This is a genomic window from Bacillus sp. Nf3 (assembly GCF_003028545.1).
GTDB lineage: Bacteria > Bacillota > Bacilli > Bacillales > Bacillaceae > Bacillus > Bacillus safensis.
This window is the reverse complement of sequence record NZ_PYUA01000003.1, coordinates 597896-622832: the sequence shown is the minus strand read 5'-3', so window position 1 is coordinate 622832 and position 24937 is coordinate 597896. Positions and strand designations below refer to the sequence as shown.

The 24937-nt window shown below is 37.7% G+C and carries 22 protein-coding genes; 17 read left to right on the top strand and 5 right to left on the bottom strand.

The window, feature by feature from the left end; genetic code table 11:
- The first annotated feature begins 24 nt into the window (after positions 1-24).
- From kdpB to C9414_RS12615, 4 genes are all read left to right on the top strand, one after another.
- The gene (kdpB, locus tag C9414_RS12630; RefSeq protein WP_107163758.1) at positions 25-2061 is read left to right on the top strand and encodes a potassium-transporting ATPase subunit KdpB; all 2037 of its coding nucleotides are present in this window, start codon (positions 25-27) and stop codon (positions 2059-2061) included.
- 32 nt (positions 2062-2093) lie between these two features.
- Positions 2094-2663, top strand: a complete 570-nt coding sequence (kdpC, locus tag C9414_RS12625) for a potassium-transporting ATPase subunit KdpC (protein WP_249117691.1) — start codon at positions 2094-2096, stop codon at positions 2661-2663.
- A gap of 288 nt (positions 2664-2951) precedes the next feature.
- Positions 2952-3911, top strand: coding sequence for a hypothetical protein (locus tag C9414_RS12620; RefSeq protein ID WP_107163756.1), 960 nt, complete (start codon positions 2952-2954; stop codon positions 3909-3911).
- Between the two features lie 37 nt (positions 3912-3948).
- Positions 3949-4791 carry a DMT family transporter gene (locus tag C9414_RS12615; RefSeq protein ID WP_107163755.1) on the top strand — a complete coding sequence of 281 codons (843 nt, stop codon included), beginning with the start codon at positions 3949-3951 and terminating at the stop codon, positions 4789-4791.
- A gap of 134 nt (positions 4792-4925) precedes the next feature.
- Here C9414_RS12615 and pdxR read toward each other — a convergent pair whose 3' ends face one another.
- Positions 4926-6314: a MocR-like pyridoxine biosynthesis transcription factor PdxR gene (gene pdxR, locus C9414_RS12610; protein WP_107163754.1), complete on the bottom strand. Its 1389-nt coding sequence runs from the start codon at positions 6312-6314 to the stop codon at positions 4926-4928.
- Positions 6315-6441: 127 nt separating this feature from the next.
- On the opposite strand from pdxR, the gene C9414_RS12605 reads away from it, so the two are divergent.
- The 8 genes from C9414_RS12605 (at position 6442) to C9414_RS12570 (ending at position 15826) form a co-directional block, all read left to right on the top strand.
- Complete coding sequence (locus C9414_RS12605) at positions 6442-7692, top strand: MFS transporter (RefSeq protein WP_107163753.1); 1251 nt, start codon at positions 6442-6444, stop codon at positions 7690-7692.
- 51 nt (positions 7693-7743) lie between these two features.
- Positions 7744-8601: an NAD-dependent epimerase/dehydratase family protein gene (locus tag C9414_RS12600; RefSeq protein WP_047203132.1), complete on the top strand. Its 858-nt coding sequence runs from the start codon at positions 7744-7746 to the stop codon at positions 8599-8601.
- Positions 8602-8855: 254 nt separating this feature from the next.
- Positions 8856-9824: an AraC family transcriptional regulator gene (locus C9414_RS12595; RefSeq protein WP_047203131.1), complete on the top strand. Its 969-nt coding sequence runs from the start codon at positions 8856-8858 to the stop codon at positions 9822-9824.
- A gap of 139 nt (positions 9825-9963) precedes the next feature.
- A complete protein-coding gene (gene rhaB, locus C9414_RS12590; protein WP_107163752.1) occupies positions 9964-11382 on the top strand; it encodes a rhamnulokinase in 1419 nt (472 codons plus the stop codon).
- 21 nt (positions 11383-11403) lie between these two features.
- Positions 11404-12672, top strand: coding sequence for an L-rhamnose isomerase (gene rhaA, locus C9414_RS12585; protein ID WP_107163751.1), 1269 nt, complete (start codon positions 11404-11406; stop codon positions 12670-12672).
- Between the two features lie 280 nt (positions 12673-12952).
- Positions 12953-13669: a (Fe-S)-binding protein gene (locus tag C9414_RS12580; RefSeq protein WP_107163750.1), complete on the top strand. Its 717-nt coding sequence runs from the start codon at positions 12953-12955 to the stop codon at positions 13667-13669.
- A gap of 19 nt (positions 13670-13688) precedes the next feature.
- Positions 13689-15113: a LutB/LldF family L-lactate oxidation iron-sulfur protein gene (locus C9414_RS12575; RefSeq protein WP_107163749.1), complete on the top strand. Its 1425-nt coding sequence runs from the start codon at positions 13689-13691 to the stop codon at positions 15111-15113.
- On the top strand, positions 15113-15826 hold the full coding sequence (locus C9414_RS12570) for a LutC/YkgG family protein (protein WP_107163748.1): 714 nt from the start codon (positions 15113-15115) through the stop codon (positions 15824-15826). The genes C9414_RS12575 and C9414_RS12570 overlap by 1 nt, the downstream gene beginning before the upstream one ends.
- A gap of 119 nt (positions 15827-15945) precedes the next feature.
- Here the strand turns inward: C9414_RS12570 and C9414_RS12565 are convergent, their stop codons facing one another.
- The 3 genes from C9414_RS12565 to C9414_RS12555 all read right to left on the bottom strand — a co-directional run bounded on the left by C9414_RS12565 (position 15946) and on the right by C9414_RS12555 (position 18707).
- On the bottom strand, positions 15946-17217 hold the full coding sequence (locus tag C9414_RS12565) for an MFS transporter (RefSeq protein ID WP_107163747.1): 1272 nt from the start codon (positions 17215-17217) through the stop codon (positions 15946-15948).
- 73 nt (positions 17218-17290) lie between these two features.
- Positions 17291-17605, bottom strand: coding sequence for an L-rhamnose mutarotase (rhaM, locus tag C9414_RS12560; RefSeq protein WP_107163746.1), 315 nt, complete (start codon positions 17603-17605; stop codon positions 17291-17293).
- 310 nt (positions 17606-17915) lie between these two features.
- Positions 17916-18707, bottom strand: coding sequence for a DeoR/GlpR family DNA-binding transcription regulator (locus C9414_RS12555; protein WP_047203123.1), 792 nt, complete (start codon positions 18705-18707; stop codon positions 17916-17918).
- Between the two features lie 361 nt (positions 18708-19068).
- Here C9414_RS12555 and rhaD point away from each other — a divergent pair, with 361 nt between their 5' ends.
- Both rhaD and aldA read left to right on the top strand, forming a co-directional pair.
- A complete protein-coding gene (rhaD, locus tag C9414_RS12550; protein ID WP_107163745.1) occupies positions 19069-19905 on the top strand; it encodes a rhamnulose-1-phosphate aldolase in 837 nt (278 codons plus the stop codon).
- A 42-nt stretch (positions 19906-19947) separates the two neighbouring features.
- Positions 19948-21414, top strand: a complete 1467-nt coding sequence (gene aldA / locus C9414_RS12545) for an aldehyde dehydrogenase (RefSeq protein WP_047203121.1) — start codon at positions 19948-19950, stop codon at positions 21412-21414.
- Between the two features lie 123 nt (positions 21415-21537).
- Here the strand turns inward: aldA and C9414_RS12540 are convergent, their stop codons facing one another.
- Positions 21538-21882, bottom strand: coding sequence for a winged helix-turn-helix transcriptional regulator (locus C9414_RS12540; protein WP_107163744.1), 345 nt, complete (start codon positions 21880-21882; stop codon positions 21538-21540).
- 122 nt (positions 21883-22004) lie between these two features.
- On the opposite strand from C9414_RS12540, the gene C9414_RS12535 reads away from it, so the two are divergent.
- The 3 genes from C9414_RS12535 (at position 22005) to C9414_RS12525 (ending at position 24902) form a co-directional block, all read left to right on the top strand.
- Positions 22005-22586, top strand: coding sequence for an NAD(P)H-dependent oxidoreductase (locus C9414_RS12535; protein ID WP_107163743.1), 582 nt, complete (start codon positions 22005-22007; stop codon positions 22584-22586).
- A 622-nt stretch (positions 22587-23208) separates the two neighbouring features.
- Positions 23209-24372: an MFS transporter gene (locus C9414_RS12530; protein ID WP_107163742.1), complete on the top strand. Its 1164-nt coding sequence runs from the start codon at positions 23209-23211 to the stop codon at positions 24370-24372.
- Positions 24373-24566: 194 nt separating this feature from the next.
- On the top strand, positions 24567-24902 hold the full coding sequence (locus tag C9414_RS12525) for a hypothetical protein (protein ID WP_039178946.1): 336 nt from the start codon (positions 24567-24569) through the stop codon (positions 24900-24902).
- The last annotated feature ends 35 nt before the right edge of the window (positions 24903-24937 follow it).

Sequence of the window (24937 nt, the reverse complement as noted above, 5' to 3'; positions counted from 1 at the left end):
CGAAACAAATAAGGAGGATGCCTCGTGGCAGTTGAGAATAAAGCTGTTTCAAAAAGTGTTATTTTTCAAGCAAGTATTGATGCATTTAAAAAGTTAAATCCATTGGTAATGATTAAAAATCCCGTAATGTTTGTAGTAGAAGTAGGAACTTTCATGACACTGATTTTATCCTTTAACCCTAGCATCTTTGGCAAAAGTAACATCGGACACGGTTACAATATTGCTGTATTTCTTGTTCTATTATTTACAGTATTATTTGCTAATTTTGCAGAAGCTCTTGCAGAAGGCCGCGGTAAAGCACAAGCAGATACGTTAAGGAAAACAAAATCAGAAACATTGGCAAAAGTAAGACAAAAAGACGGAAGCTATCAGGAGTTCCCATCTACTTCTTTACATAAAGGAGATATTGTACGGGTAGATACTGGGGATATCATTCCTTCTGATGGTGAAATCATTGAAGGGTTAGCATCTATTGATGAATCAGCCATTACAGGTGAATCTGCACCTGTCATTAAAGAAGCTGGTGGTGATTTCTCCTCGGTAACAGGAGGAACAAAGGTCGTTTCAGATTACGTTATTGTGAAAATACAAGCAGATCCTGGTGAATCATTTCTCGATCGAATGATTTCTTTAGTAGAAGGAGCGTCTCGTCAAAAAACACCTAATGAAATTGCACTTACAACACTTTTAACGGTATTAACCTTAATTTTTTTAGTGGTTATTATGACGCTTGTTCCGATCGCAGATTATTTAAATGTCAAACTTGATGTCACAACATTAATAGTACTCCTCGTTTGTCTCATTCCTACTACAATTGGAGGCTTACTTTCCGCCATTGGAATTGCAGGAATGAACCGTGTCACTGAATTTAATGTGCTGGCTATGTCAGGTAAAGCAGTAGAAGCTGCCGGTGATATAGATACAATGATATTAGATAAAACAGGCACAATTACCTTCGGAAATCGTATGGCGAGTGAATTTGTTCCTGTAGCTAATGTGAACAAAGAGGATGTTACATTAGCAGCTCTAAAAGCATCTGTTAAAGATGAAACTCCAGAAGGAAGGTCAATAGTAGAGCTTGCTAATAAACTAGGAGTTCATTGGAACGAAGATGACAGTCATGCAGAGATCGTCAAATTTACAGCGGAAACAAGAATGTCCGGCCTAAATCTAAAGAATGGAACAGTTATTAGAAAAGGCGCAGTAGATTCAATTAAGAAATATATCATTGAAAATGGCGGAAGCATACCTGCTGACTTTGAGGAAATATCTAATAGGGTCGCAAAGGCAGGAGGAACACCTTTAGCAGTCGCCATTAATAATAAGATATACGGAATTATTTATTTGAAAGATACTGTAAAACCTGGACTAAGAGAACGTTTTGAAGAGCTGCGGGGCATGGGAATTAAAACTATTATGTGTACAGGGGATAATCCATTAACTGCAGCTACAATTGCAAAAGAAGCGGGTGTAGATGAATTTATAGCAGAAGCTATACCAGAAGATAAAATAGACGCGATTAAGAGGGCACAAGCACAAGGTAAACTTGTTGCCATGACAGGTGATGGAACAAATGATGCACCGGCTTTAGCACAGGCCGATGTAGGGGTTGCGATGAATTCTGGAACGATGGCAGCAAAAGAGGCAGCCAACATGATTGATTTAGATTCAGATCCGACAAAACTCTTATCTGTTATTGCGATTGGGAAGCAACTACTCATTACGAGAGGAGCTTTAACAACTTTTTCCATATCTAATGATATCGCTAAATACTTTGCCATCATTCCAGCTCTATTTCTTATGACCATCCCGCAGTTGCAATCACTTAACATTATGCATTTAACATCATCAAATTCAGCACTGCTTTCTGCTTTAATCTTTAATGCTATTATTATTCCTCTTCTTATTCCTGTTGCGATGAAGGGGGCAAAGTATAAAGCAATGGACGGAAATAGGCTACTGTTTAGAAACTTAATCATTTATGGACTTGGCGGCATTATTTTGCCGTTCATTGGTATTAAAATGATTGATGTTATCGTATCCGCATTGCATCTCGCCTAAAAAGAAAGTGGAGGAGAACACAAGTGAAATCAATGATAATCGCATTACGTACGTCAATAGTTTTCATGATACTTTGTGGGTTGGTTTATCCTTTGGCTACAACAGGGGTAGCTCAAGCTTTATTTCATAAACAAGCTGAAGGAAGCCTTGTCATTTACAATGGGAAGGTAGCAGGTTCAGAATTATTAGCTCAAGATTTCAAAGGAGTTCAATGGTTTCATCCAAGATTATCAGCTGCTAAGTATGATCCGACTGCTTCAGCTGCCACAAATTCTGCTGTTGCATCAAAGGAATATATTAAATTAGTAGAAAAAAATATAAAGCAGGTAAGGGGCGAGAATAGAAATATAGGCAGCAAAATTCCACCTGATTTAATTACCACTTCAGGTTCTGGATTAGATCCTGATTTGTCACCAGAGGCAGCTGCATTACAGGTGCCAAGAATTTTTAAAGCAACAGGTATTGCTCCGGATCAACTAATGGCTCTAATAAAAAAGAATCAAAAAAATCGCCAATTAGGTCTTTTTGGAGAACCTCGTGTCAATATTTTAGAATTAAATATTCAGATTGAAAAGTTCCTTAAGAATCAAACATATCATTAAAAAACTAAAATCATAAAAGAAGTAGAACATTGAGTATTTGTTAAATAAGTAAAACCATGTCACCTAAGTGATGACATGGTTTTTGTTTTGTCATCTAATTATGATAAATAGTACTTTACCTTCAACGCGAAAATCTTCAAAATTGGTATGCAAAAAACTGTCTATACTGGTACTTAAAAAATCCAAATGACTCATGCTAGCATAAATCTAACAGCATGCTTGTATAAGAATCATAGCTATGATTATCCAATAACATAATTCCATTAAGATGAAATGAAAGGGGAGCATATGTATGCAAGAAATTACTTCACTGAGAAAATCGATAAATCATCTTACGTAATTGCGATATCATTCATTCTTTCAATGGTTGGCTTATCCGTCCTGTTACAACATTCCGAGATTATTTTACCAGAAGCTGCAGCGATGGCCATAGCCATGTGGGTATACAGAGAGCCAGAATGGATAAGACGCCCATCCATCATTTTGATTGCACCTACCTCAACAGCTGCGATTGGAATCATCATGTATCAGTTCAAAATTCTTTATCCAATAAAGGTAATGCTTACTCTAATGATAGTCATGCTCTTTATGAGATTAATATGCTCGAATCTTGCACCAGCCATCGCTACCGGTTTATTACCACTTGCCACTCATACAGAGGGATGGTCATTTGTATTCATTGTCTTTTTATTCATGCTGATCTTAATGGCCGGAGTTGTCGTATGTCAGCTTAACAAAAATCTCGTAAAATGGTCGATAATTCAATACAAATACATGGGCATATTTCTGGTGATTTCACTGTGCTGGCTCAGTATTTGCTGGGTATTGGGTTATGAGCAGATAGCAGTGATTCCACCAGTTTTTGTTGTGGTATATGAATCGCTACAAAAACCAGTCTACTCAGGGCAAATTGCGTTAAAACAAGGGTTTTCTCTAACGGTATCAGCATCATTGGCTGTTCTGATTTTCATGCAGGTTGAATCGCATGTGTTAGCTGCATTCATAGATATGATTATAGCAATCATGATATCTCGACTTTTTCTTGTCAGAATTCCTGCTTTGTTCGCTATACCATTGCTAACCTTTGTATTTCCTGAAGAAAAAATTTGGAGTCTACCCTATGCCACATTTTTTGCAAGTGTGTTTATGTTTAGCTTTATATTGTTATACAAGAATTTGGAAAAGAAAACTTCGATCCGGAAAAAACGTCTGCATCCGGAATTCGATGATGCCATAAATAATAAATAACTCGGTTATTGACAGGGGAAATTTGGAGGAAAAACATATGTTATTTGGCCTGATTGCAGCATTTTGTTTTGGTTTATCGGATTTTATGGTTACCCAGGCCACCAGGAAGGTTCAAACGTTACCTGCCTTGTTAGGGATTCAGTTTATTGCCTCACTTTTGCTGGGAGTGTTCGTACTTACACAATCACCACACATTGATAAAAGCTCGATCCCAATCATGGCATGGCTTGGAATAGCTGGTATCAGTGTCATCAACTTTATAGGTACTTTATTGTTATATCGAGCATTTGAAAAGGGGACTTTGTCAATCGTATCTCCTATCGGCTCAGGATTCGCTGTTGTCACTGCAATTCTCGCTTTTGTAGGTGGTGAACGATTGCCTTTCAATTCAATTATCGGAGTCATCCTGCTGATTATTGGAGTGTTTACGGTAACGAGATCAAGCAATAAGGCTGGACAACAAGTGACGTTGTCAGGCATACCAGAAGCCATTATCGCCTCGATATGCATCGGTTTTTATTTTTGGGCAATCGGATACATTACACCTCATCTTGGTGTGATTCTTCCTGTACTCATCACACGAATCATACAATTTTTCTGTGCGTTTGTACTTCTACGTGTAAAGAGAATTCAACTTCCGCGCATAAGCCTGTCTATCGGTATGGTTCTGGTAGTAGCCGCTCTGCTGGATACAGGAGCACTACTCTCGTTTAATATGGGGCAAGCCGTTGATTACACAACGAGCACAACTGCACTTACTTCATTATATAGTGTCGTTACTATACTAATGGCCGGTTTGATTTTAAAAGAAAAGCTAATAAAGAGTCAATGGGCTGGAATTGCTATTATTCTTCTTGGGGTCATGATCGTCAGCATCTAAAAGGATTAGAAGATCGTTATAGTGCATACCATTTATTGATGATTTATCCGAATGAGCCATATATTAATGGGTCAAAACATGACCTCAAGCAGGTACAAGAAAGGAAGGACAAAATGTCCTTCCTTTTTTACAGTTTATATAAATTGTGAAAGAACTTGAACACCCTGGGAAATCTGTGTCTCGTTCACATTGCCAAATCCCATAATCAGGCTCTCATTATACTGATCTTTTCGAATGGTATACCGCTCAGCCGGGTAGATTTTGATACGATGCTTCTCAAGCTCCATTGCAGTCAAAAGATTAGCGTTTCTTCCTGGCCAAGTTGCAATCAGGTGCAAACCCGCAGCATCGCCCGATATTTGAATCTTTTCCCCGAACGTATCCGTCAACGCATGAATCAGGTGAGTTCTTCTTTTATGATAAATTCGTTTCATTCGCAGAATATGTCGTTTCAGATGGCCCTCGTTCATAAATCGGGCCAAAGTTAATTGTGATAGGGCAGGACACTGCATATCGGTCGTACGTTTAAGTTGCACGATTGATTCCACCAACTCTTGCGGGGCCACAATATAACCGAGCCTTAGGGCAGGGAACATGTTTTTACTAAACGTTCCTACGTAGATTACCCGCTCTGCATCAAGCTCTCGCAAGGCATGAACAGGCATTCCTCCATAACGGAACTCGCTGTCATAATCATCCTCTATAATGTAGGCGCCTGTGCTGCGAGCGTAGTCAAGTAATTGGAGGCGCCTGCTGATCGACAGAATACTCCCAAATGGAAACTGATGAGAAGGTGTTACAAAGATGCATTTAGGCTTTACATCGGTTGGCAGCTGCTCTACACATAAACCATCGGCATCGACAGGCACAGGTATAATCCGAGAGTTCGTTTCAGCGAAAAGATGATGAATAAATGTTGCCGTCGGATCTTCCATAGCAATCGTTTCACCAGGCATTAATAAAAGCTTGCTGAGTATCGAAAAAGCCTGAGTTGCGCCAGCCGTAATAATAATTTGCGATGGCTGACAATGAAAACCTTTAATATGGAGAAGATGCTCACAAATTGCTTGTCGAAGCTCAATATTGCCAGCCATATCCTCTTCGTATCCAAGCATAGAAGGTGGAAGATCATGATACACATCCAGTGCAGCTCTTTTCCATTTCTGAAGAGGAACATGCTCGAGAGCAGGAAAGCTAGGACGAAAATCAATAGATACATGATTCTCGCAAGCTGAGGAAACATTCTCATGCCTGTCATTCATCTCTTCAGATTGTACATGCAGCGATCTGCTTGAACCTATATCTCTAACAAAGGTTCCCGAACCTTGTTTACCTTCCAAAAATCCTTCAGCTGTTAACTGCTCATATACTTCCACAATAAGGGCGCGTGAGACCCCAAGTTCTTTAGCAAGCTCCCGGGTGGAGGGAAGGGAGGTTCCAGCCCTGTAACTGCCTTGCATAATTCGGTCTCTGATCCACGAGTATACCTGTCTGGTTTTCGTTTCATTCCTTCCAGATTGCATGAGAAATCTCCTTTTACGATAAATTGGTATGATCAAAATGCATGAAAAATGGATCTAATAACGACCAATATATCATGATATTATAAGTCATGCCAAATCCCATTCCTTATAGAAAGAAGCGAATTGTATGAGAAACCGTAGAACGAACCAACTTAGAGCACCGACGATGAACGCAGCAGTGGAAAGTATATCTCCGGTACTCATCGACAAAGACTACGAATTGAATCGTTGGCTTTTCATTACGGCACTGTTTATGGCATCACTCAATTTGAGACCCATTGTTTCATCTATTGCACCTGTCTTGGGAAGTATTCAACATGAACTTGGCCTAAGCGGAGCTGTATCCAGCTTACTTGTTTCTATTCCGGTGTTATGTATGGGCATACTAGCTCCATTCTCAGTAAAATTGAGTGAAAAGCTAGGGATTGAGCAGGTCATCACCTTCTCCCTGTCGCTGATCGGAGGCAGTACACTTTTACGCCTGTTTATCCATTCTGCTTCATTGTTATTTTTCACTACATTGTTATCTGGTATGGGTATAGCCATGATGGGGCCCTTGTTATCTGGCTTTATAAAAAAGCATATGGCTGACAGAGCACCCACCATGATTGCAATCTATTCCATGGCTCTAGCATTTGGTGCGGCTCTTGGTTCAAGCTTTACTTCACCTTTACATTGGATGCTTCATTCGTGGCAAAAGTCATTATCGTTCTGGGTGATACCTGTATTTTTCGCTTTGCCGCTATGGTTTCATGTACTAAAGCGACAGTCTTCCAGCTCTAAACTGAACTCAACCGTTTCATTCGGAAAATCGTTAGAACTACCTTGGCAAAAGAGGAAAGCATGGATACTAGCTGTGCAATTCGGAATGTTATCTCTTGTATTTTATTCGCTTTTAGGCTGGCTTCCCTTAATCCTTATTGGAGCAGGTGCATCCAAACTTCACGCAGGTCTTATGGTTACCTTGTTCGCATTGATCCAAATTCCGAGTGGTACCGTTGTGCAGCAGCTGCTTAAAAGGCACCCTTCAAGACGAAACTGGCTCATTGTATCCTCTATGATGCAAGCTGCTGGTCTGTTACTTATTTTCTTTTCCACTTATTTATGGCTTGCTGTGTTCATTTGTGGTTTGGGATCAGGTATGCTATTTGCACTGCTCAACTTGCTTCCGGTTGAACTGACTACTTCGCCTGAAGAGGCGGCCTCATGGGCGGCTATGACTCAGTGTATAGGCTTTCTGATTGGAGCGTCCGGGCCACTCTTAACTGGTTATTTGCATGATCGTATGGGGAATTTTAATGCAGGAATATTGGCAATGGTATTCATCTCTATAGCGATGGGAATTCTATCTCTGACTATGATGTCTAAAGAAGATTAACATATTTTGCGAAAATAAAAGAATGTAATAAGAAACTGGAGGTCTATATTTATGAAAATTTTCGTAGCCGGTGCAAGTGGTGTTATTGGGAGATTGTTGCTGCCGCAGCTCGTACAAGCTGGTCACGATGTCATTGGCATGACGCGGAAAGAAGAGCAAAGGGGGGCCATTGAAAAAACAGGAGCCAAAGCCATTCTTGCAGATGTGTTTGACCGAGAACAAATCATGAAAATTCTAGATGAAGTGAAACCCGATGTTGTGATTCATCAATTAACGTCTCTAAGTCAAGGAAGCTCCTCAGAAAATGCGCGTATACGAATAGAAGGGACACGAAATTTAGTAGATGCTGCAAAACAGGCACAGGTACAAAAAATCATCGCTCAGAGTATTTCATGGGCCTATGAACCAGGCACAACTCCTGCAACTGAAGAAACCGCATTGGACATACATGCATCGATGCCTAGAAAAACGACGATTAACGGAGTGTTGTCTCTCGAGGAAGCTGTAAAAGAAATTCCTGAGCATGTCATTTTACGATATGGTACTTTGTATGGACCTGCAACTTGGTTTGGTATGAATGGGGATACAGCAAAAAAGGTCATGAACCAAGAAATAAAGGCTACAAATGGGGTATCTTCTTTTGTTCATGTCGAAGATGCTGCCAATGCTGCTTTGCTGGCGCTAGATTGGCCAAAGGGTACGTATAACATTGTGGATGATGAACCAGGCAAGGGGATAGACTGGCTTCCTGTATACGCACAAGTCCTAGGGGCACCAGTACCAGACATTCAACCAGAAGCAAACTCTTGGGAGAGAGGAGCCTCGAACCACAAAGCTAAAAACGAAATTGGGTGGACTCTTAAATATCCGACATGGAGAACAGGTTTTTCAAAGTCTTACTCTAAATAAATGGAATATAAATCTAAAAAATTAAAAGAAGCTGAAAAAAGCTGTCGGGCTAGCTGATCATTATTATAAGAGATAGCACTTTTGTAAAAACCTATGGGCTTTGGAAAGCTAGTATAATAATAAAGAGACTACTTTAGGTAGTCTCCTTTTAAAAAGCATGGAGTTAGACTCTATAAAAGAAAGAAGGTATGTGCGCTTTGGGTGAAGAAGTTTAAGTAAACAATGAAGTAAGATTATAAACAAAGGAGAAACCTATGCAACATGATCTTCTAAATCAATTATTAAAGATAACAGATGAAGAGGAACTGATTCTACAAAACAGAAGAGAGATAAATAAAGACATTTATACCAATCAGTCTAATTTTATTATAGAAAGTCAAAAATTTCTCAATCAAGAGAGTATGATTACGGTTCGAAAACATACACGCTTTGTGGATTTTCCTAAACATAAACACGACTACATTGAGATTAATTATGTTTACAATGGAGAGTATAACCAAAAAGTAGGGAATCAAAGAATAAATTTGCAACAAGGGGAGCTGTTATTTTTAAACCAGCATATTGAGCATGAAACTCAAGCTTGTGCAGAAGAAGACATTATTATTAATTTTATCATTTTACCTCATTTTTTTGATTTTATCTTTTCGTTTTTAACGACTGAAAATAGAATTAGTAATTTCTTAATTAACAGTTTATATAACAGTACTCAAAATGGACAATTCCTTTACTTTAAAGTTTCAGAAGTAGAAAGCATTCAAGAATTAATAAAAAAAATTATTATTGAAATTATGTCTCCTGCTTTTATGTCTGAATCCACCATTAAATTGTATATGGGTCTTTTAATGGTGGAGTTAATTAAACACGCTGATAAGGCCGAACATACAGAAGACAATCCTGTACAACATTATTTAATTGTTGAATCATTAAAGTATATTGATGAACATTTCCAGAGTGCATCACTGAATGAATTAGCCACAAAATTAAGCCAGCCCCCTTATGCTTTAAGTAAAGAGATTAAAAAGGCTACCAACTTTACATTTAAAGAATTACTTCAAGAAAAACGTTTAAATAAAGCGAAAGAGTTACTGGAAAGTACAGATATGCCAATTGCCTCTGTCATAGATCAAGTTGGATATGAGAATGTAAGTTATTTCTATCGGATTTTTAAAAACAAATATCATCAGACACCAAAGCAATTCAGAGAACACTTAGCAAAAAAATAAGATGCTGCTAAATGTTCTTTTTTATTTTAAACAATTGCAAATAAGGACAATAAATAAATCATTTCAGACATTATTTTCTCCTTTTAGCTGGCTTAATATAAAGACATAAGCAAACGCTTTCATGCAAAGGGTGATTAAAATGAAGAAATGTTGTTTAGCGGTTGATATTGGTGCTTCTAGTGGAAGATTAATAGCGGGTCATCTTGAAGACGGACTTTTAAATCTAAAAGAAATCCACCGTTTCGAGAATAAAATGGTCCAAAAAAACGGACAGTTATGCTGGGATCTTGATCGATTATTTGAAGAAATAAAAAAGGGAATTCATCAATGTAGTGAAATGGGATTATCTCCAGAAAGTATCGGTATTGATACATGGGCAGTAGACTTTGTTTTACTAGATGAATGGAACAAACCTTTAACAGAATTTGTTGCCTATCGCGATTCGAGAACAGACGGGATGATGGATGAGGTTTTTAAAACATTCATGAAGGAACGTCTGTATCTAGAGACAGGCATTCAATTTCAAAAATTTAATACGATTTATCAACTTTATTCAATCAAACAAAATCATCCGGAGATTTTAAGAAAAGCAAAATCTTTTCTAATGGTTCCTGACTATTTTCATTATTTATTAACAGGAAAAAAGGCAAACGAATACACAAATGCCACTTCAACTCAGCTAGTTAATGCTTTCACAAAGAAATGGGATCATGAATTATTAAATCAATTAGGCATTAACAAAGAAATGTTTCAAGATATTCATACACCCAAAACCGTGTTGGGTACATTGACTGAAGATTTAATAGAGGAATTCGGCTTTAATATGAAGGTTATTCTGCCAGCCACTCACGATACTGGTTCAGCTGTTATTTCGGTTCCTGAGCAGGAAGAAACAATCTATATTAGTTCAGGAACTTGGTCTTTAGTTGGTGTAGAAAATCATTTTCCAATTTGTATTACAAAAGCTTTAGATTACAATTTCACCAATGAGGGCGGCATTGATTATCGCTATAGATTTTTAAAAAATATTATGGGGCTTTGGATGATACAAGAAGTGAAAAGAAATTTTAAAGATCAATTTTCTTTTGCAGAATTAGTCGCCTTAGCTGGCCAGGCTCAAGAATTTAAATCCATCGTTCATGTAGATGATCCACGGTTTTTAAAGCCAGAAAATATGATTCAAGAGATTCAAAGTTATTGTCAAGAAACAAACCAGCCAATTCCATCTAAACCTGGAGAAGTAGCAAAATGTGTGTTTGACAGTTTAGTATGCAGCTACCAACAAGCAATTAATCAAATTGAGGAAATTTTTGAAAGAACATTCAATCAAATTAATGTGATCGGAGGGGGTTGCCAAAATGAAATGTTAAATCAACTAATTGCTGACGCAACTAAAAAAGAAGTATACGCTGGTCCAGTTGAAGCAACCGCAATTGGAAATATTGTATCGCAGTTAATGGCAGTTGGAGAAATTGAAGATATAAAAGAAGCAAGAACAATCATTAAGAACTCTTTTAAGGTTAAAAAATACACACCTTTAACAGTAACGACACCGTAAAAAAGAAAGGAAGAATATCAAATGACAATGAGAGAAAATTATGAGATTGCGAAAAAAGAATATGAAAAATGGGGAATCAATGTTGATGAAGTATTGGAACAATTAAAAAACGTTCCGATTTCCATTCATTGCTGGCAGGGAGATGACATTGCTGGATTTGAAGTAAATAAAGGAGAATTGTCAGGTGGAATTGATGTAACGGGAAATTATCCTGGTAAAGCAACGACACCTCAAGAACTAAGAAGAGATTTAGAAAAAGCGCTGTCTTTAATTCCTGGAAAACATCGTGTGAACTTACATGCCATTTATGCGGAAACAAATGGAGAAGTCGTTGAAAGGGATCAATTAGAGCCAAGACACTTTGAAAACTGGGTGAAATGGGCTAAAGATCAAGGTGTAGGCTTAGATTTCAATCCTACATTATTCTCACATGAAAAAGCAGCAGATGGTCTAACGTTGTCTCATCCTGATGAACGAATCAGACAGTTTTGGATCAATCATTGTATCGCGAGCCGCAAAATTGGTGAGTATTTTGGGGAAGAATTAGGAACAGCATCCTTAACAAATATTTGGATTCCAGATGGTTATAAAGATATTCCAAGTGATCGACTAACGCCTCGTCAACGGTTAAAAGATTCGTTAGATAAGATTTTTGAAGAAGAGATCAATGAAAACTATAATCTTGATGCCGTTGAAAGTAAGTTATTCGGTATTGGTTCTGAATCTTATGTGGTTGGATCGCATGAATTTTATCTTGGATACGCATTAAAGAATAATAAACTATGTTTATTAGATACAGGACATTTCCACCCGACTGAAACCGTATCAAACAAAATTTCATCTATGCTGCTTTACAGTGACAAGCTTGCCCTTCATGTTTCTCGTCCTGTTCGCTGGGACAGTGATCATGTTGTGACGCTGGATGATGAGTTACGTGAAATTGGTCTCGAAATTGTTCGAAATCAAGCATTGGATAAAGTGATGATTGGCCTTGACTTCTTTGATGCAAGTATTAACCGTGTTGCAGCATGGACAATTGGAACAAGAAACATGATTAAATCATTACTATATGCAATGTTAGTACCAAATGAACATTTAAAACAGTTACAGGAAGATGGAAACTTTACAGAAAGATTAGCATTAATAGAGGAATTCAAAACGTATCCTTTCGGTGCAATCTGGGATTACTATTGTGAAAAAATGGACGTGCCTGTAAAAGAAACATGGTTGGAAGAAGTGAAACAATATGAGCAAGATGTATTAACAAAAAGAAACTCTGTTTTAGCCTAAAAAATCATGAAAGGCTAACTAGTAAATTTACAAAGAGATACAGTCAGGGGAAGGGTCTAATAGATCAATTCCCCTGTTTATATTACAAGGATTCCTTTTTAGATGAATAGGTTACAACTCAATGTTTTTTCCACTCTACGCGTGCTAATTGAAGGGAATCATATTCATCTCACATGGAGAATACACAATAAAATACTTATGAGAGAAGGGGCCTGCTTTTACTTTTCAGTCATCAGCCGACCAGGTAAATCTAAATATTCGTTATGAGGAGGTTTTAAAATTGAAAGTGAGCTTATTTATTACATGTTTAATTGATACTTTCCAGCCGAATGTCGGTAAGGCAACAGTTGAGATACTTGAACACCTTGGTTGTGAAGTATCATTTCCTACATCACAAGTATGTTGTGGCCAGCCCGCCTATAATAGTGGCTATGTTGCCGAAGCCAAGCAAGCAGCGAAAAATATGATTCAAACTTTTGAAGATGCAGAGTATATAGTAACTCCCTCTGGTTCTTGTGCAGCGATGTTCCACGAATATCCACATATATTCAAAGGAGATGTTCAATGGGAGGAACGAGCAAGGCGTCTTGCTGAGAAAACGTATGAACTAACTCAATTTATCGTAGAGGTTTTAAAGGTTACAGATGTAGGGGCACGTTTAAAAGGGAAAGCGACCTATCATACATCTTGTCATATGACACGTTTGCTAGGTGTGAAGGAAGCACCTTTTACGCTGCTTTCTAATGTAAAAGAATTAGAAGTTGAGCATCTTCCCAACGCCCAAAATTGCTGTGGATTTGGTGGAACTTTTTCTGTGAAAATGATGCCAATATCTGAACAAATGGTAGATGAAAAAGTAGAAAGTGTTGAGCAGACAGGTGCGGACTATTTAATTAGTGCAGATTGTGGATGTTTGATGAATATTGGAGGACGAATAGAACGTTTAGGAAAATCAGCGCGAGTCCTGCATATTGCAGAGGTATTAAATAGCCGTTAATTCAAGGGGGGAACAAGGCATGAGCATGAAAATTAGTGATAAAAAATTTAATGAACGTATTGATAAAGGAATCCAAGATTCTACGATGCGTGAAGCTGTGTCTACAGCTCAAGAACGCCTGTATACACGTCGTTTGGCAGCTAGTGAAGAGCTTGGGAACTGGGAAGAATGGCGCGATTTAGGGGAGCAAATCCGTCAACACACGCTGGAGAATTTAGATTATTACTTAATGCAATTAAGTGAAAATGTTACAAAACGCGGGGGACATGTCTTTTTTGCGAAAACAAAAGAGGACGCTGCTCAATACATTAAGGAAGTTGCAGAAAAAAAACAAGCCAAGAAAGTCGTGAAATCCAAATCAATGGTAACCGAAGAAATCGAAATGAATAAAACTTTAGAAGACATAGGTTGTGAAGTGGTAGAAAGTGACCTTGGCGAATACATTTTGCAAGTTGATGATCATGAACCACCTTCCCACATCGTAGCGCCGGCTCTTCATATGAAAAAAGAACAAATTCGTGATGTATTTCAAGAAAAACTAGGTTATGGAAAATCGGAAGATCCTTACGAGATGACAAAATTTGTTCGTAAAATCCTGCGCGAAAAATTTCTTGAAGCAGAAATCGGTGTCACCGGTTGCAACTTTGCCGTTGCAAATACAGGATCAATCTGTTTAGTGACCAATGAAGGAAATGCGGATCTTGTAACTGCTATTCCAAAAACGCAAATCGCTGTAATGGGAATGGAACGTCTTGTACCAACAATGGAGGAGCTGGATGTACTCGTTGGATTGCTTTGCAGAAGTGCAGTAGGGCAAAAGCTAACGAGTTACATTACAACAGTAGGGCCTAAATATGAAGAAGAGGCAGATGGTCCAGAAGAATTTCACCTTGTTGTCGTTGATAACGGCCGTTCTGAAATCTTAGGGTCTGAGTTCCAACAAGTATTACAATGCATCCGTTGTGCAGCATGTATTAATGTATGTCCAGTATATCGTCATGTCGGAGGACATTCTTATGGCTCTATCTATCCGGGGCCAATTGGTGCAGTATTAAGTCCACTTTTAGGTGGATATGACGATTATAAAGAACTGCCATATGCATCAACTCTTTGTGCAGCATGTACTGATGCTTGTCCAGTTAAAATTCCGCTACACGAACTACTTTTAAAGCATCGTCAAGTAATTGTTGAAAAAGAAGGACGTGCTCCTCTAGGTGAGAAACTAGCGATGAAAATGTTTGGAATGGGAGCATCATCTGCTGCTCTATACAAACTAGGTACAAAAATGGCGCCTACAGCTATGAAGCCCATTGTAACAGGAGATCGAGTCTCCAAAGGAATTGGCCCATTAAAAAATTGGACTGAAATTCGAGAATTCCCAGCTCCAAGTAAAGAACGTTTTCGAGACTGGTTTGATGAGCATAAAAAAGGGGGGAGTAAATAATGAGAGGAACAGCTCAAAATCAGGAAGTTTTTTTAAATCATGTAGCTAAACAACTGGGACGCGAAAGACGAATAAGTGGTGTTGTGCGACCAGAATGGAAGAATAACGTAAACTGGGATGTAATGAAGGGTTATACAGAAAAGGAGTTAATCGCTACGTTCACAGAGCACTGCAGCAAAATTCATACTACTGTTTTTGAAACAACAAAAGATCACTTAGCTGAAGCTTTAAAGAAAATTGTTGCTGAACATGGCGGGGGGCCTGTAATGACAGCCCAAGATTCACGTTTCAAAGAATATGGCTTAACAGATTTACTTGAAAAAGAATGGCCGGAAGAAAATATAGAGGTACATGTATGGGATTCAAAAAAAGGACGTGAAGCGAATCATTCCCTCGCCGAAAAAGCCAATATTGGTATTACATTCAGTGACTATGCACTTGCCGAGTCAGGAACAATTGTTGTAAAAACTCATGAGGGACAAGGGCGGGCACTTCACTTTTTGCCGACTGTCTATGTCACGATTATCCCGCGTGAAACGATTGTGGCACGTATTACACAGGCTGTTTCTGACCTAAACCAACGTGTGGAAAAGGGAGAGGCTGTTGCTTCTTGTATTCACTTTATTTCTGGACCAAGTAATTCTGCAGATATCGAAATGAATTTGGTCGTAGGTGTGCATGGACCTTTAAAAGCTTTTTATTTCATTGTGTAAGGTTGGTTGATATAAAAAATAGAGTTTCCATTTGGAATCTCTATTTTTTATTGTAGTAAGGAGAGCAGGGGGGAGGCAGAAAAATAGCCAAGCTTCTCAAAGAAAGCTTGGCTATTTTTTTAAGCGCTGTATCGTTCCTTTTCAATTTCTTTTAATGACTTTCCTCTTGTTTCTGGTGCCATGACTAACCCAATAATTGCAGCAATTAGAAGGAACCCAATCATAATAGTACCTGATATTTTAAATCCTAATGTAGAAATCATCGTTGGAATCACAAGTGATATAAGGCCAACGGCTACACGTGCTGTACAAAAAAGGAATCCTTGTGCTTTTGCTCGGTATTTTGTATGAAATAACTCACTTGACCAAAGACCATAAAATGCTTGAGCCCCAAAGCCTGCTGCCGTTCCCCATAATACTACAAATATCAGCAGTTCAGTCATGCCCATTCCGCCGTACGTAAGAGTAGCCCAAGCAGCAATGCCCATTGCCGCTCCTATGCCATACAATACACGTCTGTTCACTTTATCACCTAGTTTAATAAAGACAAAGTACGTTCCTAAAACGGTCAAAATCCATAAAAACGCTTGTAATAAATTTGCTTGTGATGATGAAAGCCCTCCAACGGTCTGATAAATATACGGCATGAAGTATCCCATTACACCAGCTACTAAGTTCCAAAAGCAATAGATGCCTAGTAATAAAATAATGGCATGACGATTAGCTTTGACTGTGAATAATTCTTTGACTGGACTTTGTAATTTTTCACCTTTTGCTTTTTGATCCACTTCTTTTTGTTTTTCTTCTTCCCAGATTTTTGATTCATTAATTTGTTGTTGCATAATCCAAGTAATTAAAGCGATTACAAATAATTGACCAAAAATAATTCGGCTTCCTAAAAGACCTAACGGAGCCAAGGCAACAGAGAGGAGTAACGAAATAGCTGGACCAACCGACCACGCTAACTGTCCCCATCCTACACGAGATGCACGTTCATTTTCAGGCGCTTCTTCTGCTATATACGTCCAAGCAGCTGGAATAGCAGCTCCTACAGCTACTCCAGTAATAATGTATCCAGTTAACAACATCGGAAAGTTAAAAGACAACATCGTTAATAAGACACCAAACATATAAACCAATAAATCGTATTTATAAATTAACTTTCGGCCATATTTATCAACCAGAACGCCTCCTATTAGGGCTCCTGCTGCTGAAGCAAATCCATTAGCACTCAACGCTCCTAGTAATCCCAGTTTAAAATCATTTAAATTTAAATATTCCATCCAAAGTGTCAGGCCGCCAGCAGCAGCTACGATGGATGCTGCCTCCAAATAGTTTGACATTGCTACAGTAATAGTAGACTTTAAACCGCCTTTTGCATTACCAGCCATTTTGAAACTCCTCTCAAGTACATTCAAACAATGAATGTCTGTTATTTTTTGCTGACTGTGTTTTCCTAAAGGATTATGCTAAGTGAAACAATTCATTTAATTCTACAGAGCGTGGACTATTATCTGAATTTGTCTCCATGATAGGCGCCATGTAGTCCCACCATTTTTTACAAATATCACTTTTAGCCATCTGGTTCCATCTATCTTCATTTTCGATTTCCAAATAAGCAAACAATTGACCACTGTCTTTTTCTAAGAAAATAGAATAGTGATGAGCACCATGCTGTTTTAATGCCTCTACCATTTCGGGCCATATTTCATCATGTCGGCGTTTGTATTCATCAAATTGATCCTTGTGTACAAACATTATACTGGCTTTTCTTATCATCTCTTTCGCTCCTTGTACCGTAGAATAAATGAAAATAAAGAAAGCGTTTTCAAAATAGACGTTTTAATCTTTGAAATAAAATGACTTTTCGCCCTGGTTTCCTCACATTCTTTATTTTCCTTTGTTTATATGGTCATATTATTATAAAAACAAAAATAAAACAACATTTTTTTATCGTTATCTTTTGTTAGTGTTGATTATAAGGGGAATTTATCATAAATAAGAAAAAATTGCGGACATAAAAAAAGACAAACCTATATAGGTTTGTCTGGAAAATGTGTATACACAGGAGGGGACCTTAATTTTCTATTTAGATGGACTGTGAAGCAGATTCACTCATCAAGGCTGCAGAAGTCACAGGTATATTTTTATCTCGTAAAATGGTATGTGAATCCTTGTCTAGTTTATCGTCAACAATAATATGGCTAATATCACTTATTGAAGAGATATGAGAAAATTCACGGTACCCAAACTTACTTGAGTCGACCATTAAAATGGTTTTATGTGACCGTTCAATCATTTTTCTTTTTAAAAGAGCCTGCCACTCATTTGAATCACTTAAGCCACTATTTAAGTCAATACCCTTACACGATAAGAACACTTTATTCACATGATAATTTTCCAGTGAGCGCTCTGCTAAAGGTCCTACGTAAGACAACGATTTAGGAAGGAGAAGACCTCCTGTTGAGATAACCTGAATTTTTTCTTTCTTACTTAATTCTATGGCAACCTTAATGGAGTTGGTGATAACAGTCAAAGGAATATTCGGAAGGATTTTTGACATATACCATGCCGTTGTACTTGCATCAAGGATAATACGGTCACCTTCTTCAACTTGCTTCACAGCTTCACGTGCAATCACTTTCTTTTCTAATACATTAGTGATTTCTCGCTCTGAAAAATCAACTTCCGATTCTTTTTCCTCAATACTTACTGCTCCACCGTGGCTTCGACGCAGCTTATTTTCTTTCTCCAATTTTTCAAGATCACGGCGAATCGTTTCATCTGTCACAGAAAAAATGTCGCTTAATTCTGAGACACGAATGCTCGATCGTAGATTAACTAAATCTACTATTTTTTGATGCCTTTCAGCTAATAACATGTATAACTTCCTTTCGTTTAAATATGAATAAAAGAAAAACATCACAAAAATTGCATTTAAGATTGTTGTTTTGTTTTTATTTTTGTTTGTTTTTATCATAACATACTTATAACTTCAAAAAAACGCTCTTAAACAGCAGCAAGGTATAGTCATTAAAATGAATGAAACAGCATTTTATAAATCATAAATAACCACTTATTCCACAACCAAAACAAACACAAACAAAAATATAATGTTTGTTTGTGTTGACTCGATATATTTCTCAAAGTAATATAAAGATGTAAACGCTTTTGAATGAGTAAGGTATATCAATGGAAACCAAAATAAAAAGATAAAAATGAGCACAAGGGAGAAGATGGAGATGAAAGACCTTCTGACAAAGAAAGAAATACTAAAAGCACCTTTCCTTCAAGAAATGACAAAAACGACAGCCAACCTATATCGCTTAGGTTGGGATGAACGAAATGGCGGGAATATTAGTTATTTATTAAAAGAGGACGAAGTAGCAGAGTACCTTGACGTTCATGATGTAAAACGAACGGTGCCGATGATTTTTGATGGTGCTGAGTTAGCAGGGAAATATTTTATTGTGACGGGTTCGGGGAAATATTTTAAAAATGTAATAGATGATCCAGCCGCTAACCTTGGTATTATTCGTATAACTGAAGATGGTAAATCGCTTGATATTTTATGGGGGTTAGAAGAGGGAGGCGTTCCAACAAGTGAGCTTCCATCACATTTAATGAGCCATATTGAAAGATTAAAAGCAGATTCAAACCATCGTGTGATCATGCACTGTCATGCAACAAACCTTATTGGTATGACATTTACACACACCTTGGATGAAGCAGCTTTTACAAAAACGTTATGGCAGATGTGCACAGAATGCATTGTTGTATTCCCAGAAGGAATTGGTATTATTCCATGGATGGTTCCAGGAACTGATTCAATTGGAAAGGCAACAGCTGAAAAAATGAAAGAGGTTCGTTCAGTTATTTGGCCACACCACGGAATTTTTGGTGCTGGAACAACAATGGATGAAACATTTGGGTTAATTGAAACAGCTGAAAAAGCTGCGGAAGTATACACCGTTGTGTGTGCACAGGGAAGCGTGAAACAAACCATTACAGATCAACAGCTTCAAGACTTGGCAAATGCATTTGGTGTTGTGCCAAGACAAGGAGTTTTAAATCTATAAAAATAGTCGTTCCTACAATCCAATATTAGGAGGTTTCAGTAAATGAACTCACAAACTAATGTTAAACAATTTAAAATGTACATTAATGGAGAATTTGTAAATGCTAGCTCGGGCGAAGTGATACAGGTGTTAAATCCGGCAACTGAAAAAGTGATTTCAGAAGTGCCAAGTTGTTCTAAAGAAGAGGTTCAAGAAGCGATTGAGTTTGCAGAAGCTGCACAAAAAGAATGGAAAAAGAAACCGGCTGCTGAGCGTGCAAAGTATTTAACACGTTTAGCTGAAGAAATTCGAAAAAATAGAGATTTTCTTGCACGCGTCATCTCAGAAGAACAAGGAAAAGTACTTGCTCTCTCTACTACAGAAGTTGATTTTACTGCTGACTACATTGATTATATGGCAGGTTCAGCAAGGACGTACGAAGGGGAAATTCTTCAAAGTGACAGACCAAATGAAAATATAATGATCTTTAAAGAGCCAATCGGGGTTGTAGCTGGCTTTTTACCATGGAATTTCCCATTCTTCCTTGTAGCGAGAAAGGCTGCGCCTGCATTGGTAACAGGGAATACCATTGTCATTAAACCTAGTAGTGATACGCCAAATAATGCAATAGAATTTGCAAAATTAGTAGATAAAGTGGGTATTCCAAAAGGGGTATTCAATCTTGTAACAGGGCGCGGGGGTACAGTGGGAGACGAACTTGCTTCAAATGAAAAGATTGGTTTAGTCAGTTTAACAGGGAGCGTGGATGCAGGTGTAAGTGTCATGAAAGCTGCAGCTCAAAATGTAACAAAAGTCAGTTTAGAGCTTGGCGGTAAAGCACCAGCTATTGTAGCAGAAGATGCAGACATTGATTTAGCCGTGAAAGCAATTGTCGACTCACGTATCATTAATACGGGACAAGTATGTAACTGTGCTGAACGCGTGTATGTTCATGAAAGTATCGCCGATCCATTTATCAAAAAAATTGTCACATCAATGAAAAATGTGAAATATGGCAATCCTCTCGAAGATGAAGGTTTAGATATGGGACCACTTACAAATAAGCAAGCAATAGAATCAATTGAAGCGATGGTAAACCGAGCTGTTGAAGAAGGGGCCCAAGTGTTAACTGGTGGAAAACGTGCAGATGTGACACCTGGATATTACTATGAACCAACGGTCCTCGTGAATGTCAAACAAGATTCAGAAATTGTACAGGAAGAAGTATTTGGACCGGTTCTCCCGATTATGACGTTTAAAGATTTAGATGAAGCAATTGAGCTTGCGAATGATTGCCAATATGGATTAACATCATCTATCTTTACACAGAATTTAGATACAGCGATGCGTGCTGCAAATGAGTTACTATTTGGAGAAACGTACATTAACCGTGAAAACTTTGAAGCCATTCAAGGATTCCACGCAGGTCGTAAGAAGTCTGGAATTGGCGGAGCAGATGGTAAACATGGTTTAGAAGAATTTTTACAAACTCATGTTGTTTATTTGCAGCATAACTCAAACAAAAGATAAGAGAAAGACAACTTAATATTCCATAAGATTTATCAATGTTCTAAGAGTATCTCAAGAGAGATGCTCTTTTTCTTGACTGAATGTACAATCCCTTTTGCCTAAAAGTACAATTTCACTCAACGTCTAACTATTTTTCATTTGTTCTTCCCCCCAATAGCAAATCGCATCTAATACAGGTATCAATGATAATCCCTTTTCCGATAAACTATATTCTACTTTTGGAGGCACTTGAGGATATTCTTTACGATTAATTAATTGATCCGCTTCAAGCTCTTTTAGTGTATTGGTTAATGTTTTAAAAGAGATAGTCCCAAGCATTCGTTTCAACTGATTATAGCGAATAGGACCATTGTTTGCATATAAAGCATACAGTACCGTCATCTTATATTTCCCACCAATTAATGATAAAGTGTACCCAAATCCAGTTTCTTTTAGATCAACATTAGCAGTAAAGGATTCTTTAGTCATTTTACACTCTCCTTTAGGTTAGTATCGCACTTTAATTACCGTACTTGTAGTACGTTATAGCATACAATAAAATGAATGTACATCAAAATATGATGAAAATAACAAAAAAGGGTGAATGAATAATGAAAACGATTGTCTATGCACATCCTTGGGATGGAAGCTATAATCATGCTATTTTGACTTCCATTACAGAAAATCTAGAAACAAACAGAGAACCATTTCAAGTGATCGATTTATATAAAGATGGGTTTAATCCCGTTTTTTCAGCTGAAGAATTGAAGTATTTTCATAAAGGAGAAACGCCTGATCAATTAGTTAAGGATTATCAAAAGAAATTAAGTCAGTCAACTGAATTAATATTTATATTTCCTGTCTGGTGGTGGGATTTACCTGCAATTTTAAAAGGATTTATTGATAAAGTCATGTTAAGAGGTTTCGCATTTTTGGAAGATAAAAACACTGGGGCTTTAAAAGGTTTACTGACAAATATTAAAAAAACAACTGTGATCTCAACATCTACAACAGATAAGGATTATATAGAATCTGAAGGCGGGAATGCGATTCAAAGCGTTTTTATTAACAGAACTCTTGCAGACTTGGGAATTAAAAACGAAGACACCAAATGGATTCATTTTTCGAGAGTTAACTTAACAACAGATGAAAAGAGGAAAGTATTTTTAAACGAAATAGCCCAAAGTATTTAATTTACTGTAGCAGTCAATAAGGAAAGGCACAACCTTTACGACTGATTTAATTTATTGAGAAGGTGGTAGAGGTTGTGAAATTAAATATCGAGACTCAAATATGCGTTCTCATTTATTAGTTTACATAATATATATTCTAGGAAGTTAAACAACAAACGAATTTCCTTTGTCTCAAAACTAAGTATACTTATCTTATTGAGACAAAAAAGAAAAAATCAATTTTAAATTGATTCATCTAAATGCTTTGATGATATTCGCGGGATTTCACAACCATAACCAATTCGTTACAACGTTTTTTGTCACAACAACGCCAGATGCTATGAGCTTTGCTATCAAACGTTCAATTATAGCTCAGTCCAGTTGGTGTTCGATTGTGTCTGTTTACCAAATCAATGCTTTTTTACGTTCTAATATGTCAAAACATCTAGTCCAACATTACACTTGAAAAATGCTCATTAATCATTGTGTATCCATCAATTTCACCTCTCACCAAAAGAAATTTCTTTTGACTAACATTTTTTCATCACGTTCCTCCCTCCTGTTATTTACGAATCAGCAAGTCTCATTTATAATCGAGTAGATTTGTTCAATAACATATATATCTTTAAATGTGAGGGATTAGATGGAATTAAAGTGGTATAAAGCAATTATTGTGATCTTTACGATGTCTGGAATCTCCATTTCTACATGGTTTTCACGGACACCGGAAGTTAGAGATTTATTACAAGCAAACACAGGAACAATGGGACTTATTTTACTCGGTTTATCTGTTGGCTCAATTGTTGGGCTTGTTCTTTCAAATGTATTCGTCCGCAAAAAAGGCGGTCGAATGGCGATTGTGATCAGTGCTTTTTTGATGTTCCTTGGATTCACTACTCTTGCCATTGGTTCAACGCTCTCTTCTATCTTTGTCGTCACTTCTGGTCTTTTTCTTTTTGGAGCAGGCTCTGGCATGTGTAATGTAGCGATGAACTTAGAAGGAACAGAGATTGAGTACAGCATCAAGAAAACCATTCTGCCTATATTGCACGCTTCCTTTAGCATTGGGACGTTAATTGGAGCAGGTGCTGGTATTCTTTTTATCCATCTAGGGGTTTCTGTATTGATGCACCTTCTCGCTATTGCCCTTCTATTCTTCCTTAGCATATTGGTTTGTACACGGTTTATCCCGCATGGGACAGGAAAAGATCAGCATGAGAAGCAGTCTGAGCCTACTCAAACAGCATGGCTGAACAAACGAACGATATCTCTTGCGATGATCGCCTTATGCCTTGCGTTTGTCGAAGGCTCGGCCAATGATTGGATTCCACTTGCAATGGTGGATGGCTATCAAGTTTCACATTCCATGAGTACGGTCATCTATGCTTTATTTTTGTGTGGCATGATTAGCGGCAGACTGATCAGCGGACGATTGATTGATCGTTTTGGCAGAGTGTTATTGCTAAGAGTGGCCATTTTATCAGCAGCTGCAGGACTATTCTTAGTCATTTTAAAGATTTCACTTGTTGTATGTATGATATCGATCTTTTTATGGGGACTTGGCGCATCTTTAGGCTTTCCGCTGACCATTTCTGCAGCTGGCGATGATAGCCGGTACGCTGTCAAACGCGTCAGTATTGTGACCTTATCTGGTTACACAGCCTCCCTTTCCGGCCCTCCTATTTTAGGGCTGCTTGCTAATCAAGTTGGACTGCTTCATGCCTTTATCTTTGTTCTATTTGCCATATGTATTGCAGGAATCTTTACTAAAGCTGTAGCAAAACCACATTCATTACAAACTCACTAAACGTGTCTGATCCTTGATCATGGCACTTTTTTTAAATTTAAAAAATAAAATTGAAACCTTTCATGAAGTGAAACAGTCCTATAGATGTCCTGATGTTTATCGCTTTTTTAAAGAGGGAAAGTAAAAAAATAAGACTTTTCAAATAACTGAAAACGTGGTAAGATCATGAAAATAACCAGGAAGGGGTGAGAAAAATGAAAAAAAATATGCTATTAAAATTAGGTGTTTTGTGCATAGCACTTGCAAGTTTTCATTTGTTCTCAATGCCTCATTCCGTTCAGGTATACCATCATGCGAAGGTGGTTGCCGATCAAGAATCACATGAAATGAAAATCGTCCAGACAATGGGCGATGAAAAGAAGCAAAAACATGTGAGCGCAGTATTTGCCGCATTTACAGCACTGCTGATTATTGGCAGTATGACAGCTGGATTTGCACGCATCACTCATACTGATCGATTTGACCGGAAAAAGAAGCATTTACTTGCAGTGTTCTATCAATCTTCTTATTTCCGACAAGCTCGTGTTTAACCCAACCATCTAAATCAAAACAAAAATTGGGAGGT